Raw genomic sequence first — 16,338 nt, 5'->3', positions numbered from 1 at the left:
AAAGGTGATGCAATGGCGACCGTTAAGGTGACCGATGCGAGCTTCTCGCAGGACGTCCTGAACTCCTCCGAGCCCGTCGTGGTCGATTTCTGGGCCGAGTGGTGCGGTCCCTGCCGCATGATCGGCCCGGCCCTGGAAGAGATCTCCAACGAGATGGCCGGCAAGGTGAAGATCGCGAAGATCAACGTGGACGAGAACCCGCAGGTCGCGTCGCAGTTCGGCATCCGCTCGATCCCGGCCCTGATGATGTTCAAGGGCGGCCAGGTGGTGGCCCAGAAGATCGGCGCCGCCCCCAAGGGCGACCTCGCCAAGTGGATCCAGGCCTCGGCCTGAGCTCTGCCATAACGGAATTTGGAAAGGGGCCGAAAGGCCCCTTTTTCGTGTCGTCGCCTATTGCGGCAGCGTTCCGTTCGCGGCCAGCACCTCGCCCGCGAGGTAGAGCGAGCCGCAGATGAGGATGCGGGGCGGGTGCTCCCAGACGTAGTCGTGGAGCGAGGCGAGGGCCGATTCGACGCTGGCCTTGGTCGAGGTGGTCAGGCCCACGCTCGCCGCGATGGCCGCGACCTCGTCAGCCGGGCGCGCGGCGATCTGGCCCGGAATGGGAACCGCGATCACCTCCCGGGCCAGTCCCAGGAAATTCTTGAAGAAGGCTTCCGAATCCTTGGTGCCGAGCATGCCGGCGATCAGCACCAGGGGCGCATCGCTGCGCTCGCTCCGGTCGGCCATGGCGGCGGCGAGAACGCGCCCGCCATCGGCGTTGTGGCCGCCGTCGAGCCAGAGTTCGCAGCCCCGGGGCGCGATCTCGGGCAGGCGACCCTTGGACAGGCGCTGCAATCGGCCCGGCCATTCGGCGCGGGTGATCCCGGCCTCGAAGGCCGAGGTCTCGAATTGCTCGAAGCCGGCCGCCCGCAGGGCCGCGATGGCGGTGCCCGCATTGATGTATTGGTGGCGCCCGACGAGCCTGGGCCGCGGCAGGTCGAGGAGGCCCTTCTCGTCCTGATAGACGAGGCGCCCTCCTTCCTCGTGAACGGAGAAATCCTGCTGGCCCACCAGGAGCGGCGAGGCGCCGATCCGCTCCGCCTCGTCGCGCAGGGTCTCGTCGGCCTCCGTGTAATCCTGCGGCGCGATCACCGCCGGGCAGCCGCGCTTGAAGATGCCGGCCTTCTCCTTGGCGATGGCCTTCAGGGTGGTGCCGAGATACTCCGCGTGGTCGTGCCCGATGGAGGTGACGACGGCGGCGGCCGGATGGTCGATCACGTTGGTGGCGTCGAAGCGTCCCCCGAGACCCACCTCCAGCAGGAGCACGTCGGCGGGCTCCTCCGAGAACAGCAGGATGGCGGCGGCGGTCGTGATCTCGAACACGGTGATGGGCTGGCCCGCATTGACCTTCTCGCAGCGGCGCAGGGCCTCGACGAGGCGATCCTCGCCCACATACTGCCCGCCGCCGATGCGCCCGAGGCGGATGCGCTCGTGGAAGCGGACCAGATGGGGCGAGGTATAGACGTGGACGGCGAGGCCCGCGCTTTCCAGGATCGCCCGCATGAACGCGATGGTCGAGCCCTTGCCGTTGGTGCCGGCCACATGGATCGTGGGCGGCAGGCGGCGCTCGGGATGGCCGAGCTCCCCGAGGAGACGCTGGATCCGCCCGAGGGACAGATCGATGGTCTTCGGGTGCAGGGCGAGAAAGCGCGCGATCAGCGCATCCGACGAATCCATCGCCCTGTCTCCGAAAACGTCTTACTCGGCGGCCTCGGCCACCGGCGCACCGGCGACTGGCGTCTTGGTGAAGAGGCGCGACAGGCGGGCTATGGTGGGCTTCAGGTCGTGGCGGTGCACGACCATGTCCACCATGCCGTGGTCCTTGAGGTACTCGGAGCGCTGGAAGCCGTCGGGCAGCTTCTCGCGGATGGTCTGCTCGATCACGCGCGGACCGGCGAAGCCGATGAGCGCGCCGGGCTCGGCCAGGTGCACGTCGCCCAGCATGGCGTAGGACGCCGTGACGCCGCCGGTGGTCGGGTTGGTGAGCACCACGATATAGGGCAGCTTCGCCTCGCGCAGGCGGCGGATGGCCACCGTCGTGCGCGGCATCTGCATGAGCGAGAGAATGCCCTCCTGCATGCGCGCGCCGCCGGAACCGGCGAAGAGCACGTAGGGCGTCTGCTTCTCGAGGGCCGTTTCCGCGCCCTTGATGAAGGCCTCGCCCGCGGCCATGCCGAGCGATCCGCCCATGAAGCCGAAATCCTGCACCGCGATGGTCATCGGGGTCTCTTCGACCCGGCCGAAGCCGACCTTGAAGGCGTCCTGCTGGCCCGTCTTGGCGCGGGCGTCCTTCAGGCGGTCCACGTAGCGTTTCTCGTCGCGGAACTTGAGCGGATCCACCGCCACCTCGGGAAGCGCCACGTCGAGCCAGGTGCCTCCGTCGAACATGAGCTGCAGGCGCTGGGTGGCCGAAATGCGCATGTGGTGGTTGGAACCGGGGATGACCCACTGGTTCGCCTCCACATCCTTGTGGAACACGACCTGTCCGGTCTCCGGGCACTTGATCCAGAGATTGTCCGGGGTCTCGCGCTTGAAGAGCGTCTTGATCTTCGGACGGACGACTTCGGAGATCCAGTTCATCTTTCTACCTTCTCTTTCAGAGGCACTCCGCAGCCCTCATGCCGAGGAGGTCACTCGGTGACCGTCTCGAAGCACGAGGGCGTCTCCGGAGCCTGCTGGAACCGGCCTCCGACCCTTCGAGACGCTGCTGGCGCAGCTCCTCAGGACGAGGCCTTCCGTTGCTCTATGCGGCCGCCGCCTTCTTCGCGACCGACCGCACGCCTTCGCTCAGTTCCTTCACCAATGTGGTGACGGCCTCGACCGTGCGCGAGGTGGCGCGGTCTTCCCCGTCGAGGGTGCCCTTCATGGCGTCGATGAGCGCCGAGCCCACCACGACGCCGTCGGCCCCTTGCGCCACCGCCGCCGCATGGGCACCGCTCTTCACGCCGAAGCCGACCACCACGGGCAGCGGGGTATGACGCTTGATGCGCTCCACCGCCGTGGCGACCTTGCCGAAATCCGGGGTCGCCGCGCCGGTGATGCCGGTGATCGAGACGTAATAGACGAAGCCCGCCGTGTTCTTCAGCACCGCCGGCAGGCGATGGTCGTCGGTGGTGGGCGTGGCGAGGCGGATGAAGGCCAGGCCCGCCTCGAGCGCCGGCAGGCAGAGCTCGTCGTCCTCCTCCGGCGGAAGATCCACCACGATCAGGCCGTCGACGCCGGCCTCCTTGGCATCGGCCAGGAAGCGGTCGACGCCATAGACGTAGATCGGGTTGAAATAGCCCATGAGGATCACGGGCGTCTCCGCATCCTCGGCCCGGAAGCGCCGGATGAGGTCCAGGGTCTTGACCGTGTCCTGCCCGACCTTGAGGGCGCGAAGCCCCGCCGCCTGGATCGCCGGGCCGTCGGCCATGGGATCCGTGAAGGGCAGGCCGAACTCGACGATGTCGGCGCCGGCCTTGGGCAGGCTCCTCAGGATCTCGAGGGAGGTCTCGGGATCCGGGTCCCCCGCCATGACGTAGGTCACGAGGGCGGCGCGGCCCTCCTGGCGGCATTTTTCGAAACGGGCTTCGATGCGCTGTGTCATGGGCGGGTCTTTAGCACGGGATTTACGGGATGTGGACAGGGATCTCACATCTCTCCATGGCCGCGTGTAACGTCGTCCGAACTCGAATCGGGCGCAGGCCCATCGGCCCGACCGTCAGGATGCTGCCATGGCGAAGACCTCTCAGATGACCCGATTGCGCGCGCCCTATCTGAGGCGCCTGTGGCTCGACGGGGAGCGCCTGGGGGACCCCTCGACCTATCCGTTTTGCCTGCCGATCTTCCGGGATGCGGACTTCGCGATGGAGTTCGACCGATCGGTCACGATCATCGTCGGCGAGAACGGGGTCGGGAAATCAACCATCCTGGAAGGGATCGCAGCCCTCGCCGGCTATGACGAGGCGGGCGGCGGCAAGGGCTATCGGCCCGTCGATCATTCCCGGGCCGTGGAGGCGATGGGCGGGGTTCTCGGGCAGGCTCTCCGGGCCAGCTGGCTGCCGCGGGTCACCAATGGCTGGTTCTTCAGGGCGGAGAGCTTTTTCTCGGTGTCCCGCTACCTGGATACGGCAGCCCTCGACGCCAACGAGGCTCCTCCGGACTTCCTCTCCCATTCCCATGGGGAAGGATTCCTGCGCTTCTTCGAGGAGCGTTGCGCCAAGCAGGGCCTGTACATCTTCGACGAGCCCGAATCGGCCCTCTCGCCGTCGCGCCAGATCGAGTTCCTCAAGCTGCTGCAGAGGATGGACCGTTCCGGGTACTGCCAGGTCATCATGGCGACCCACTCGCCGATGCTGATGGCCTATCCGGGAGCGCGGCTTCTCGGGCTGACGAAACATGGCCTCGCGCCGGTCAGGCTGGAGGATACGCAGCATTTCCGCCTGCTGCGGGAGTTCTGCCTGGATCCCGAGCTTTTCCTCGAAGCGATGCTGAACGACTGAAGGAGAGACCTCCTCCAGCCTGTTCGTCAGACGATGTCCTGCTTCAGGTGCTCGGCGATGGTGAAGAGGTCCTTGTCGCCGCGACCGCTGATATTGACCACCATCAGGTGATCCTTGGGCTTCTGCGGCGCGAGTTCCATCACCTTGGCCAGCGCGTGGCTGGGCTCCAGTGCGGGCAGAATGCCCTCGAGCTTGGAGCAGAGCTGGAAGGCTTCCAGCGCCTCGTCGTCCGTGGCCGAGATGTAGTTGACCCGTCTCACATCGTGCAGCCAGGCATGTTCCGGGCCGATGCCCGGATAGTCGAGGCCGGCGGAGATGGAGTGAGCGTCCTGGATCTGGCCGTCGCGGTCCATCAGCAGATAGGTGCGATTGCCGTGCAGCACGCCGGGGCGGCCACCCGACAGGGACGCCGCGTGGAGCTGGGTCAGGCCGTGGCCCGCCGCCTCGACCCCGTAGATCTCCACCCCCCGGTCGTCGAGGAAGGGATGGAACAGGCCGATGGCGTTGGAACCGCCGCCGATGCAGGCGACGAGGGAATCCGGCAGGCGGCCTTCGGCCTGCATCATCTGCTCGCGGGTCTCCTGGCCGATCACAGCCTGGAAATCGCGCACCATGGCCGGATAGGGATGCGGGCCCGCCACGGTGCCGATGCAGTAGAACGTGTCGGCGACGTTGGTGACCCAGTCGCGCAGCGCCTCGTTCATGGCGTCCTTGAGGGTCTTCGTGCCGGACTGCACGGGCACCACCTTGGCGCCCAGCATGTTCATGCGGAAGACGTTGGGCTTCTGCCGCTCCACGTCCACCGCGCCCATGTAGACGATGCATTCCAGGCCGAAGCGCGCGCAGAGCGTCGCGGTGGCGACGCCGTGCTGGCCCGCGCCGGTCTCGGCGATGATGCGCTTCTTGCCCATGCGGCGGGCGAGAAGGATCTGACCCAGCACGTTGTTCACCTTGTGGGCGCCCGTGTGGTTCAGCTCCTCGCGCTTGAAGTAGATTTTTGCTCCGCCGAGATGCTCGGTCATGCGCTCGGCGAAATAGAGCGGGCTCGGGCGGCCGATGTAATGGGTCATGTACCCGTCCATCTCGGCCTTGAAGGCGGGATCCGCCTTGGCCTCGCCGTAGGCCTTCTCCAGATCGAGGATCAGCGGCATCAGGGTCTCGGCCACGAAGCGGCCGCCGAAGATGCCGAAATGCCCGCGCTCGTCGGGTCCGGTGCGGAAGGAGTTCGGTTGGGGCTGAGCTGACACGCCTGTCCTGCCTTAACGGTTCTGGGCGGCGAATGCCGCCCGGGCTGCCTTGACGAAGGCCTCGATCTTGCTGGGGTCCTTGATGCCGGGCCCGGCCTCCACCCCCGACGACACGTCGACGGCCCTGGAGCCGGTCAGCCGGATCGCCTCCGCCACGTTGTCGGGGTTGAGCCCTCCTGACAGCATGAAGGAGACGCCGGGGTCAAGCCCGACAAGAAGCCGCCAGTCGAAGGACAACCCGTTGCCGCCGGGCAGCGAGCCCGGGATCCGGGGCGGCTTGGCGTCCAGGAGAAGATGATCCGCGGCCTCGCCGTAGGCTGCGAGCGCCGCGAGATCGGACGAGTCCGCGATGCCCAGCGCCTTCACGACCGGACGGCCGAACCTCTCACGGATCGCGGCGACCCGCTCGGGCGTCTCGTGGCCGTGAAGCTGGAGCAGATCGGGATCGAGCGCCTCGACCGCGTCGGCGATGTCCGCATCCTCCGCATCGACCAGGAGAACCACGCGCAGGGCGCGGCCCTTCGCCTGGCCCGAGAGATCGCGGCCGAGATCCAGGCCCACATGGCGGGGGCTCCTGGCGAAGCGCACGAACCCGACCCAGTCCGCGCCGGCCGAGAGGGCAGCGTCCAGGGTTTCGGGCGTGGAGAGCCCGCAGATCTTGACCAGGTTGTCCATGGACGGATGTTACGACGCTTTCGCCACGGAGCGCCACACCAGCATCGCCGCAGCCAGGTCCTCCAGGGCGGTTCCGACCGACTTGAACAGGGTGATCGCCTCGTTCTCGCGCCGGATCGGGTTCCGGCACAGGTCGAACAGGTCGCCGCGCACGTGGCTCTCGGCGATGGCGCCGCCCTTGAGCGCCAGCGCCACGTCGCCGCCCTCGTGCTTGGCGGCCTGCGTATCGACATAGACCTGCGCCCGGCGGATCGCCTCGTCGTCGGCCTCGCGCATCCTGAGATTGAAGGCGCCGACCAGGTCGAGATGGGCGCCCGGCTTCAGCCACGCGCCCTCGACGATGGGAGCGCTGGAGAGCGTCGCGCAGGAGACGAGGTCGGCCTCGCGCACCGCGCCTTCGAGGTCGGCGACGGCGGTGACCGGAAGGCCCTGCGCCTTGAGCTCGGCGGCGAGGCTCTCGGCCTTCTCGGGCCTGTGGTTCCACAGCGCCACCTCTCGGATCGGGCGCTGGCTCATATGGGCCCGGATGAGGAAGGGCGCGAGCGATCCGGCGCCGACCATCACCATGCGGCTCGCATCCTCGCGGGCAAGATAGCGCGCCGCGAGCGCCGAGGCGGCGGCCGTGCGCCACACGGTCAGGCGCGTGCCGTCGAGGGCGGCGCGCGGCTGGCCGGTCGCACCGTCCATCAGCATGTAGGTGCCGAGCACGCTGGGAAGGTTCTTCGCCCCGTTTTCCGGGAACACCGAGACGATCTTCACGCCCACATAGCCGTCCTGCGTGGCGGGGCCGGTCCAGGCCGGCATGAGCAGGAGCGTGCCGTGGGCGCCGGAGCGCTCGACCTCGTGGTGGTGGCGGACCGGGGTGACGATGTCGCCGCGAAAGGCCTCGGCCAGGGCATCGATCAGGGCGGGAAAGGTGAGAACCCGGTCGATCTCGGCGGCTGTGATGACGTGCATGGTCTCTTCCAGGGCGTCGCGCGAAGAAGGCGGGAGCCGTTCTCGCGCGACACGATGCGTCGCAAGGGGTGAAGCGGGTCTTCCGAGGGGCCGGAAGGCCGGTCTAGTAGGCGGAGGCCTGCGGACGCGGCAGGGCTGCCGGGCCGGTGGTGGTGGTCTGGTTCTGCGTGCGCAGGCGCTCGGTCTCGTGGCGCAGGGTGCGGGCCTCGCGGCGGAAGCGGCGGCGCTCCTTGCGGTTGCGTCCTTGAGCGAGCCAGGAGGCCGTGCCGCCGATCACCACGCCCAGCGCGACGGCGGCGAAGATCACGGCGAACAGGGGCAGTTCGGCCGAGAATTCCGGCACGTCCGAGAACGGATCGAACGACAGGGTCACCGGCGCGCGGTTGGCGACCGCGAGCAGCACGACGAGAATCGCGACGGGCAGGAGAATCAACGCCTTCAGAAACCGAATCATGTACGGACCATCCCTCGGGTTATTGGGCTGCGGCAGCCTTCAGAACCTTGGGGGAGGCATTGAGGCGCTGACGCATTTCCTTCCCCGTCTTGAAGACGGGAACGACTTTTTCGGAGATGGAAACGGATTCACCCGTGCGCGGGTTGCGCCCGGTGCGGGCATCCCGCTTCTTCACGGAGAACGCGCCGAAGCCGCGCAGTTCAACCCGGTCACCCCTGGCAAGAGCATCGGCGATGGTATCGAGAATCGCGTTCACGATGTTCTCGACGTCGCGCTGATACAAATGCGGATTCTGCTCAGCGAGCTTGAGCACCAGTTCGGATTTGATCATGGAACGGCTATATGTTTGATGCTGCTTTATTTTTCGGAAGGGTGCCAGAGCGCCAGCAGACCGTCAAGCTGAGCGGCCTGAAGGCTGACGGCGGACCGGCGGAGAGACTCGGCGGCTCGCTCGAAGCCGAAGAGGTCGGCGCCGGTCGCGGCCAGAGCGATGATCGAGAAGTCGCGTTCGCTGCGGGGCTCCCATTCGCGCACCGGCAGGTCCCGCGCCACGCCCCTTTCCTGCTCGAGCCAGGCGACCGCATCCCGCTCGCTGCCGATCCGGTCGACCAGCTTGAGGGACACGCCCTGGCGCCCGCTGAAGACCTGGCCCGTGGACGCGGTCGCCAATTCGGCCTCGTTCAGGCGCCGGCGCTCCCGCACCAGGGTCTTGAACCAGTCGAAGGTGTCGTTGACCACCGATTGCAGGGCCGCGCGGGCCTCGGGGCTCGTGGGCTTGAACGGGCTCGGCTCGGCCTTCAGCGGAGCGGACTTCACCTCCTCGACCCGCACGCCCAGGTGGTCGAGCAGGCCGGACACATCGGGGAACTGGAACAGGACGCCGATGGAGCCGACGAGGGAGGTCTCGCGGGCGACGATGTGGTCGGCCGCGATGGCCGTGATGTAGCCGCCCGAAGCCGCGGTGCCGTCGACGAAGGTCACGACGGGCTTCTTCTCGGCGAGCTTGCGGATATTGCGGTAGAGTTCCTCGGAACCCGTGGTGGTGCCGCCCGGGCTGTTGATGGAAATCACCACGCCGGACACGGAATTGGCCTTGCCGACCCGGTCCATCAGGTCGGCCATGCGCTGCTGGTTGCTGATGATGAAGCCGTTGACGGCGATGCGGGCCACGTGGGTCCGCCCCTCCGGAATGCCGAACCGGTCGGTGGCGGCATAGCCGAAGGCGAGGACGGCGGCGATGAGAGCCAGGATGCCTGCGACGCGCCAGAAGGTCAGCTTGCGGCGCAGACGGCGGCGATCGGTGATGGCTTCGGCATCGATGGGCATGAATTTCGTCTCTTGCATGGTGCCTGCTTCAAAGGCGACACCCTATTGCGAAGGCAGATAGGGCGGCAAGGCGGTTAACCAATAAAAAACCTGCACCCCTGCCATGCGGCCCCGTAGGACGGGACAGGCTTCACGACGCCCGGTCGGGCCAGAAGGCCCAGATCAGGAAGGCGGCCGCCGCGACCCAGAGGGCCACGACGGCAAGAGCCCCGGCCCGGCTCCTCGGGCGCTCCGCCCGGGCCCGCGCCTCGACGCGCAGTTCCTCCATCACAGGGGCCGGGATCAGCCTCACCGCGAGCAGGATGCCGAGCGGCACGAGGATCACGTCGTCGAGATAGCCGAGGACCGGGATGAAATCGGGAATCAGGTCGATGGGGCTGAGCGCATAGGCCGCCACCACGGCGGCCGCGAGCTTGGCATGCCAGGGCACCCGCCGGTCGCCGACGGCGAGCGAAAGCGCCACCGCGTCGGTCCTGACCGTCCGTGCCCAGTTCCGCAGCCGGGTCCCGAGACCCGCGTCGTCTTGCCCACGCGCCATGGCCTGCCAGCCTGTTCTTCGCTCCCGAGGCTTCGCCGGAAAGCTGTGGCGCCGGGGCGGAAAGTCCATGGACGGGGCCTCGGCCCGCGCAGCAAAAAACCCGCGCGATCGCTCGCGCGGGTCTGTTCGGTGGCCCCGGGCCAGAGCCCGGGGACGGTCGAGCCGTTGCCGGCCCGATTACTTCTTGTCGGTGCGGGCCTTGAGGGCCGCGCCGAGGATGTCGCCGAGCGAAGCGCCCGAGTCGGTCGAGCCGTACTGCGCCATGGCTTCCTTCTCCTCAGCGACCTCGAGGGCCTTGACGGAGACGGTGACGCGGCGGGCCTTGCGGTCGAACTGCGTGACGCGGGCATCGAGCTTCTCGCCCACGGCGAAGCGCTCGGGGCGCTGGTCGGCGCGGTCGCGAGCGAGCTCGTTGCGCTTGATGAAGGTGTTGAGGTCGGTGTCGACGATCTTCACCTCCAGGCCGCCGTCCTTCACCTCGAGAACCTCGCAGGTGACGATCTGGCCCTTCTTGATCTCTCCGGCTTCCGCGAAGGGGTCGCCGCCGAGCTGCTTGATGCCCAGCGAGATGCGCTCCTTCTCGACGTCCACGTCGAGAACCTGGGCACGCACCATGTCGCCCTTCTTGAAGTCGTCGATGACCTGCTCGCCCGGACGGTTCCAGTCGAGGTCCGAGAGGTGGACCATGCCGTCGACGTCGTTCTCGAGACCGATGAACAGACCGAACTCGGTCTTGTTCTTGACCTCGCCCTCGACCTCGGAGCCGACAGGGTGCTTCTCGGCGAAGGCCTCCCACGGGTTCTGCAGCGTCTGCTTCAGGCCCAGCGAGATGCGGCGCTTCACCTGATCGACCTCGAGGATCACGACCTCAACCTCCTGCGAGGTGGAGATGATCTTGCCCGGATGGACGTTCTTCTTCGTCCAGGACATCTCGGAGACGTGGATCAGGCCTTCGATGCCCGGCTCGAGCTCGACGAACGCGCCGTAGTCGGTGATGTTCGTAACGCGGCCCTTGAGCTTCGCCTGGACCGGGTAGCGGGCGGCGATGCCCTCCCACGGATCGGCCAGGAGTTGCTTGATGCCGAGCGAGATGCGGTGCGTCTCGTGGTTGATCTTGATGATCTTCACCTTGACCGTCTGGCCGATGGTTACGACCTCGGACGGATGGTTCACGCGGCGCCATGCCATGTCGGTGACGTGCAGGAGGCCGTCGATGCCGCCGAGATCAACGAACGCACCGTACTCGGTGATGTTCTTGACCACGCCGTCGATGACCTGACCCTCTTCGAGGTTCGCCACGAGCTCGGAACGCTGCTCGGCGCGGCTCTCTTCGAGGACCGTGCGGCGCGACACGACGATGTTGCCGCGGCGGCGGTCCATCTTGAGGATCTGGAACGGCTGAGCCACGCCCATGAGCGGGGTGACGTCGCGGACGGGACGGATGTCGACCTGCGAGCGCGGCAGGAACGCCACGGCGCCGTCGAGATCGACCGTGTAGCCGCCCTTGACCTGGTTGAAGATGACGCCGTTGACGCGCTCCTGGGCCTCGAAGGCCTTCTCGAGCTTGACCCAGCTCTCTTCGCGGCGGGCCTTGTCACGGGAGATGACGGCCTCGCCCAGCGCATTCTCGATGCGCTCGACATAGACCTCGACCTCGTCGCCGACGTTGATCGTCTGGTCGCGGTTGGGGCCTGCGAATTCCTTGAGGGCCACGCGGCCTTCGGTCTTGGCGCCGATGTCGATGACCGCGACGTCCTTCTCGATCGCGACCACTTTACCCTTGACGACCGAGCCTTCGCTGATCTCGTTCGTGCGGAAGGATTCTTCGAGCAGGGCCGCGAAATCCTCACGGCTCGGCGCTTGTTGGTATGCTGCGGACATATGTTCTCCTGAATGGCCCTCGTTTAAGGGGCAACGCCGGCGGCTCGTGTGAACGGGCCGTTTCCAGCCGCCGCTGCCAGGGACGCCCCTTCAGGGCCAGGTCCCGGGCATGCCGCTCCATGGAGCGGGCCGGCGTATCATCGACGGATGGAAACGCTTGCTCCGTCAGGCTTTTCGGAAACGCACCAAGGGCGCGCGCACGCACCCTCACAACACGGCAACCGTCAATGTCCTGTCGGATGGGCGTTCTTTTATCGCGTTTCGTGCCGGATCACAAGCGTTTCCGGGCCGCCGGGCGAAGCCGCCGCAGCCCCGCCGGGCTCACACCGGCCACTCGGAGCGGCGTCCGTGCTCCGCCGCCCATTCCAGCGCCCGCTCCAGGCGGTCGTTGCCCCAGAACATCTCCCGGTCCTCGGCCACGAAGGCGGGGGCGCCGAAGATGCCCCGCGCCTGGGCCTCCTCGCCCATCCGGCGCAGGCGCGCCTTGTTGGCGTCCCCTTGCGCCTCCCCGATCACCGCATCCGCGTCCAGCCCGAGATCGGCCAGGATGCCGGCGAGCAGCACCGGGTCGGAGATGTTGCGGCCCTTGCCGAACTCGATCAGGAACACCGCCTTGGTGAAGGCGGGCGTCCAGCCCGCCTCCGCTCCGACCAGGGCAACCCGGGCGGCGAGCAGGCTGTTCTGCGGGAAGGGCTCCGGACGACAGAAGGGCAGGTCGAGCCTGGCCGCCTCCCGCTCCATGTCGCGCCACATGTAGCGGCCCTTCTCCGGGTAGAGGTTGAACGGCGAGGTGGTCCAGCCCTGGGCGGCGAAGATCGGCCCCAGGAGGAAGGGCCGCCAGGCGAGCCCCACCCCCGCCTCCTCGGCGGCGGCCTCGATGCGCATGGCCGCGAGATACGAATAGGTCGAGGCGAAATCGTACCAGAACTCGAGAATCGGCCGGCGCATGGCAATCGTCTCCCCGCAAGGCGAGCCGCATCGGTGCGGAACCCATTGCCTAGCTTATCGCGCCTTTCCGCAACAGCTCCGGCTTTTCCGGTCAGGAATGACGGAGATGCATATCGCCGGCCAATTGCACGGTTGCGCCGCCCAAGCTTCCGTTCTAAGTCGCGGGCACGGTTGAAATCTCGGAACCCCTTGCTATGGCTGAAAAGCGCGTGAACAAGGTCGTGCTCGCCTATTCCGGCGGCCTCGACACCTCGATCATCCTCAAGTGGCTGCAGACCACCTATGGCTGCGAGGTGGTGACGTTTACCGCCGATCTCGGTCAGGGCGAGGAACTGGAGCCTGCCCGCAAGAAGGCCGAGCTCCTCGGCATCAAGCCGGAGAACATCTTCATCGAGGACCTGCGCGACGAGTTCGTGCGCGACTACGTGTTCCCGATGTTCCGGGCCAATGCCCAGTACGAGGGCCTGTACCTGCTCGGCACCTCCATCGCCCGTCCGCTCATCGCCAAGAAGCAGATCGAGATCGCCGAAAAGGTCGGTGCCGATGCGGTGTCCCACGGCGCCACCGGCAAGGGCAACGACCAGGTACGCTTCGAGCTCGGCTACTACGCCCTCAAGCCCGACGTGACCGTGATCGCCCCCTGGCGCGAATGGGACCTGCGCTCCCGCGAGCAGCTCATCGCCTTCGCGGAGGCGCACCAGATCCCGATCGCCAAGGACAAGCGCGGCGAGGCGCCGTTCTCCGTGGATGCCAACCTCCTGCACGCCTCCTCCGAGGGCAAGGTGCTCGAAGACCCGGCGGCTGAGGTTCCGGACTACGTCTATTCGCGCACCAACGATCCCGAATCGGCTCCCGACAAGCCGACCGTCATCTCCATCACCTTCGAGAAGGGCGACCCCGTCGCCATCGACGGCAGGAAGATGGGCCCGGCCGACCTGCTGGCGAAGCTCAACGAGCTCGGCCGCCTCAACGGCATCGGCCGCCTCGACCTCGTCGAGAACCGCTTCGTCGGCATGAAGAGCCGCGGCATGTACGAAACCCCCGGCGGCACGATCCTTCACCTCGCCCACCGGGGCATCGAGTCGATCACCCTCGACCGCGGCGCGGCTCACCTGAAGGACGAGCTCATGCCGAAATACGCCGAGCTCATCTATAACGGCTTCTGGTTCTCGCCCGAGCGCGAAATGCTCCAGGCGCTCATCGACAAGAGCCAGGAATTCGTCACCGGCGAGGTGCGCCTGAAGCTCTACAAGGGCGGCGTCCACCTCATCGGCCGCGAGAGCCCCTATTCCCTCTACGACCAGGACCTCGTCACCTTCGAGGAAGGCGCCGTGGCCTACGACCACCGGGACGCGGCCGGCTTCATCAAGCTCAACGCCCTGCGCCTGCGCACGCTGGCGCAGCGGAAGAAGAAGCTAGGCCTGTAAGGCATCGCCCCGTCATGGCCGCACGGGTGCGGCCATGACTCCCATGATCTGGACGCGCGATGCCCGGCGCCTGCCTCAAAGCCGGTCGAGCGACGGAAGCTCCGCGCCGAACCAGTTTTTCTGCAGCAGCATCCGGGCCTCCTCGGCGGCCTGGGCATTGCCCTGAGCCTCGGCCGCGCGCAACAGGCCTGCCGCCGCCCATCCGTTATTGGGCGAGCGTTCGAGCGCAGCGCGGAAGGCGGCCTGGGCGTCCTCGGTCCTGCCCTGCTCCAGCAAAGCCGCCCCCAGGGACTGGTGCACCGGATAGTACCAGAAGGGCGGCTCCATGTAGGGCAGGCGGTCCTGGATTTCCGCCGCCTCCCTGAACAGGGTGGCGGCTCTGTCCCGATCGCCTTCCGCCTGCGCGATGCGCGCGTCGATCACGCGCGTCGAGATCGCCAGCACGTCGGAGCCCGGCACGCCGGCCGCCGTCAGCGCCGCGATCTCGGGCGTTTTCTCCAGCTGCTCGATGGCCGTCATCTCGGCACGCGCCTCGTCGGTGCGCCCGAGACGCGCCAGCGCCACCCCTCGGGCATAGTGCCAGGCCGCCCGCACGAACGGAAAATCGCCGTCCGGCGCATCGAGCGCCAGCACGTCCTCCGGTTTCGTGACGAGCGCATGGGCATTGTAGGGAGCGGCCGCGATGGGCTGGGTCCAGGGAACCTCCCGCTTGGTGCGGTCGGACACGATTCCGGCGAGTTTCCCCGCCCCGTCCACCGCCGTGCGGCCATCGCCTCCCATCAGGGCCGAGACCATGACGAAATGGACGTTATGGGCGTGGTAGCCCTCGGCATAGAGCAGGCTCGCGCCGCCCTGCCCCATGAGCGCCTCGTCCGCCGCCGCGGCGCGCACATTGGCGTCGAGACTGTCGCGCCATTGCCCAAGCCGGTACCAGATATGGCTCGGCATGTGGACGAGGTGCCCGGCGCCGGGCATCAAGGCTTCGAGGCGGGCCGCATGGGGCGCGGCCCGTTCGGGACGGTCGGAAGCCTCCACCGTGTGGATGTAGAGGTGGATGGCGCCCGGATGGTCGGGCATCGCCTGCAGCGGCCCGAGCTGCCGTGCGCCGAGCACGCCTTCGAGCAGCGCCACGGTGCGGTCGGTCTTGCCCTTCGGGGTCTTTCCGCCATCGGCCCAGTAATCCCAGGGGCTGAGATTCATGAGCGCGTCCGCGGTCAGCACTGCCACATCCGGATCCTGCGGGAAGCGGGCCTGCACGGCCTCCATGGCATCCGCATAGGCCTGGTCGAGCGCCTTGCGGTCGGCGTTCGCGTCCGGCGAATGCCGCTGCAGCAGCGCCTCGATCAGCGCCCTCTGCATCTCTCCCGCGCCCGCTACGCCCCTGGCCCGTTCCAGGACCGCCAGGGCCCGGGCATTCGCGTCCGGCTCCATCGGGTAATTGATGTGGGGGCCTAACACCCATGCCTCGCCCCACAGGCACATGGTGCAGTTCGGATCGAGCTCCTGCGCCGCCCGGAAGGCGCGGGCCGCCTCGGCGTGGTTGAAGCCCCAGCCGAGGCGGTAGCCCTGGTCGAAATAGGCCTTCGCCTCGGGGTTCGCCGTATCGACGATGCTCCACGAGAGCGCACCGAGATTGTCCTGAAGGGCGGGCTTCGCCTCCGAGGTCGGCGCCGCCGCGCCGTGCGGCAGGTTCCGGCCATAGGCGCCGAGCTCCGTGCGGGAGGGTTTCGTCGGGGTCTGGGGACCGGCCTGGGATTGCAGCTGCGCCACCGTCGTCCCGTGACCATGATGCCCCTTTTGCTGCAGGGCGTGGAGCATCCGCACGCGCGGGCTGTCGTGGCTGCCGAGCGGGCAGGCCTGTGCGGCTCCGGCAAGGAGCGCGAAGGCCGCGACGGCCGACAGGAGGGTCGATCTGGAAGACAGGCAGGTTGGCCGGCTGTGGGGGATCATCATGCGCAGGCTCCTGAATGGGAGGAGTGACGGACGGCCTGCGAGAAGGTTCTGCGCCGGCCTCGTGCTCAGTACGGCGACATGCCGTGCCGGCCCGGTCTCGCCCGGCGCATGGCCTCTCCGGCCATGCGCATCACGCTCCATCGCGGAAGCCGCGTGTTTCCGGCCTCGCTCACCATGGGACCGCCCCGCCTGTGGGGCGGTTCCGGCCGGTCATGGGGACGGTGCTCCGGATCGCCAGCATGGGACACCCATCATGCTTGTCCTGACGGCGGTTCATGTCCGCGAGCGTCCGGCTCCTGCCAGGACGCCCCGGCCCCTGCGGCTGTCGGCAAGGGTCGCATCGCCAGTCGCAGGATAGACCCGGCGGAGTCGAGGGAGATGTGCGGTCGAGCACATCGGCTCGCACCCTGTC

16 protein-coding genes are annotated in these 16,338 nt (G+C 67.6%); 3 read left to right on the top strand and 13 right to left on the bottom strand.

Annotated features, from left to right (window positions below):
- Nucleotides 1-12: 12 nt before the first annotated feature.
- A complete protein-coding gene (gene trxA, locus ACFOYU_RS26340; protein WP_226738806.1) occupies nt 13-333 on the top strand; it encodes a thioredoxin in 321 nt (106 codons plus the stop codon).
- A 57-nt stretch (nt 334-390) separates the two neighbouring features.
- Here the strand turns inward: trxA and ACFOYU_RS26335 are convergent, their stop codons facing one another.
- The 3 genes from ACFOYU_RS26335 to trpA all read right to left on the bottom strand — a co-directional run bounded on the left by ACFOYU_RS26335 (nt 391) and on the right by trpA (nt 3,625).
- Nucleotides 391-1,716 (bottom strand): bifunctional folylpolyglutamate synthase/dihydrofolate synthase, encoded by a 1,326-nt coding sequence (locus ACFOYU_RS26335; RefSeq protein ID WP_377035822.1) that lies wholly within the window; start codon nt 1,714-1,716, stop codon nt 391-393.
- A gap of 21 nt (nt 1,717-1,737) precedes the next feature.
- Entirely contained in the window at nt 1,738-2,619 is an 882-nt protein-coding gene (gene accD / locus ACFOYU_RS26330; RefSeq protein WP_226738802.1) for an acetyl-CoA carboxylase, carboxyltransferase subunit beta, read from the bottom strand.
- 163 nt (nt 2,620-2,782) lie between these two features.
- Nucleotides 2,783-3,625: a tryptophan synthase subunit alpha gene (trpA, locus tag ACFOYU_RS26325; protein WP_377035821.1), complete on the bottom strand. Its 843-nt coding sequence runs from the start codon at nt 3,623-3,625 to the stop codon at nt 2,783-2,785.
- Between the two features lie 127 nt (nt 3,626-3,752).
- Between trpA and ACFOYU_RS26320 the strand changes: the two genes are divergently transcribed.
- The gene (locus tag ACFOYU_RS26320; RefSeq protein ID WP_377035820.1) at nt 3,753-4,520 is read left to right on the top strand and encodes an AAA family ATPase; all 768 of its coding nucleotides are present in this window, start codon (nt 3,753-3,755) and stop codon (nt 4,518-4,520) included.
- A gap of 26 nt (nt 4,521-4,546) precedes the next feature.
- Here the strand turns inward: ACFOYU_RS26320 and trpB are convergent, their stop codons facing one another.
- The 9 genes from trpB to ACFOYU_RS26275 all read right to left on the bottom strand — a co-directional run bounded on the left by trpB (nt 4,547) and on the right by ACFOYU_RS26275 (nt 12,546).
- Nucleotides 4,547-5,767, bottom strand: coding sequence for a tryptophan synthase subunit beta (gene trpB / locus ACFOYU_RS26315; protein WP_377035819.1), 1,221 nt, complete (start codon nt 5,765-5,767; stop codon nt 4,547-4,549).
- Nucleotides 5,768-5,779: 12 nt separating this feature from the next.
- Complete coding sequence (locus ACFOYU_RS26310) at nt 5,780-6,442, bottom strand: phosphoribosylanthranilate isomerase (RefSeq protein WP_226738795.1); 663 nt, start codon at nt 6,440-6,442, stop codon at nt 5,780-5,782.
- 9 nt (nt 6,443-6,451) lie between these two features.
- Complete coding sequence (locus ACFOYU_RS26305; protein ID WP_377035818.1) at nt 6,452-7,399, bottom strand: ornithine cyclodeaminase family protein; 948 nt, start codon at nt 7,397-7,399, stop codon at nt 6,452-6,454.
- Nucleotides 7,400-7,502: 103 nt separating this feature from the next.
- Complete coding sequence (locus ACFOYU_RS26300; protein WP_226738791.1) at nt 7,503-7,853, bottom strand: lipopolysaccharide assembly protein LapA domain-containing protein; 351 nt, start codon at nt 7,851-7,853, stop codon at nt 7,503-7,505.
- Nucleotides 7,854-7,872: 19 nt separating this feature from the next.
- A complete protein-coding gene (gene ihfB / locus ACFOYU_RS26295) occupies nt 7,873-8,184 on the bottom strand; it encodes an integration host factor subunit beta (RefSeq protein ID WP_226738789.1) in 312 nt (103 codons plus the stop codon).
- Nucleotides 8,185-8,210: 26 nt separating this feature from the next.
- Nucleotides 8,211-9,179: a signal peptide peptidase SppA gene (gene sppA / locus ACFOYU_RS26290; RefSeq protein ID WP_226738787.1), complete on the bottom strand. Its 969-nt coding sequence runs from the start codon at nt 9,177-9,179 to the stop codon at nt 8,211-8,213.
- 130 nt (nt 9,180-9,309) lie between these two features.
- Nucleotides 9,310-9,717, bottom strand: coding sequence for a YkvA family protein (locus ACFOYU_RS26285; RefSeq protein ID WP_377035817.1), 408 nt, complete (start codon nt 9,715-9,717; stop codon nt 9,310-9,312).
- Nucleotides 9,718-9,894: 177 nt separating this feature from the next.
- Nucleotides 9,895-11,598, bottom strand: a complete 1,704-nt coding sequence (gene rpsA, locus ACFOYU_RS26280) for a 30S ribosomal protein S1 (protein WP_226738782.1) — start codon at nt 11,596-11,598, stop codon at nt 9,895-9,897.
- Nucleotides 11,599-11,919: 321 nt separating this feature from the next.
- On the bottom strand, nt 11,920-12,546 hold the full coding sequence (locus ACFOYU_RS26275; RefSeq protein ID WP_226738779.1) for a 2-hydroxychromene-2-carboxylate isomerase: 627 nt from the start codon (nt 12,544-12,546) through the stop codon (nt 11,920-11,922).
- A gap of 194 nt (nt 12,547-12,740) precedes the next feature.
- Between ACFOYU_RS26275 and ACFOYU_RS26270 the strand changes: the two genes are divergently transcribed.
- Nucleotides 12,741-13,973, top strand: a complete 1,233-nt coding sequence (locus ACFOYU_RS26270) for an argininosuccinate synthase (protein ID WP_377035816.1) — start codon at nt 12,741-12,743, stop codon at nt 13,971-13,973.
- 75 nt (nt 13,974-14,048) lie between these two features.
- Here the strand turns inward: ACFOYU_RS26270 and ACFOYU_RS26265 are convergent, their stop codons facing one another.
- The gene (locus ACFOYU_RS26265; protein WP_377035815.1) at nt 14,049-15,926 is read right to left on the bottom strand and encodes a tetratricopeptide repeat protein; all 1,878 of its coding nucleotides are present in this window, start codon (nt 15,924-15,926) and stop codon (nt 14,049-14,051) included.
- Between the last annotated feature and the right edge of the window lie 412 nt (nt 15,927-16,338).

The organism is Microvirga sp. GCM10011540 (assembly GCF_042650665.1).
In the GTDB taxonomy this organism is placed as follows: domain Bacteria; phylum Pseudomonadota; class Alphaproteobacteria; order Rhizobiales; family Beijerinckiaceae; genus Microvirga; species Microvirga lenta.
Note: the sequence above shows the minus strand (reverse complement) of the source record. Positions and strands in the feature narration are given on the sequence as shown.